The sequence below is a fragment of the Paenibacillus sp. 22594 genome (genome assembly GCF_052044425.1).
In the GTDB taxonomy this organism is placed as follows: Bacteria; Bacillota; Bacilli; order Paenibacillales; family Paenibacillaceae; genus Paenibacillus_AQ.
The window spans coordinates 1-684 of record NZ_JBQENA010000043.1 but is presented as its reverse complement, the minus strand read 5'-3'; the positions used below and the strand labels follow the sequence as shown (position 1 = coordinate 684).

Genomic DNA, 684 nt, shown 5'->3' with positions numbered 1-684 from the left:
GAAATATTGGATAAGCCCTCGACCGATTAGTATTGGTCAGCTCCATGCATTGCTGCACTTCCACCTCCAACCTATCTACCTCGTCGTCTTCAAGGGGTCTTACATACTGGGAAATCTCATCTTGAGGGGGGCTTCACGCTTAGATGCTTTCAGCGCTTATCCCGTCCGTACGTAGCTACTCAGCCATGCTCCTGGCGGAACAACTGATGCACCAGCGGTACGTCCATCCCGGTCCTCTCGTACTAAGGACAGCTCCTCTCAAATTTCCTGCGCCCACGACAGATAGGGACCGAACTGTCTCACGACGTTCTGAACCCAGCTCGCGTACCGCTTTAATGGGCGAACAGCCCAACCCTTGGGACCTACTTCAGCCCCAGGATGCGATGAGCCGACATCGAGGTGCCAAACCTCCCCGTCGATGTGGACTCTTGGGGGAGATAAGCCTGTTATCCCCAGGGTAGCTTTTATCCGTTGAGCGATGGCCCTTCCATGCGGTACCACCGGATCACTAAGTCCGACTTTCGTCCCTGCTCGACTTGTAGGTCTCGCAGTCAAGCTCCCTTATGCCTTTGCACTCTTCGAATGATTTCCAACCATTCTGAGGGAACCTTTGAACGCCTCCGTTACTCTTTAGGAGGCGACCGCCCCAGTCAAACTGCCCGCCTGACACGGTCCCCGTACCCG

The 684-nt window shown here is 55.1% G+C and carries 1 rRNA gene; it reads right to left on the bottom strand.

Annotated elements, in window-relative coordinates:
* Positions 1–6: 6 nt before the first annotated feature.
* Positions 7–684 (bottom strand): 23S ribosomal RNA (locus ACTJKB_RS30890); the annotation flags it as partial.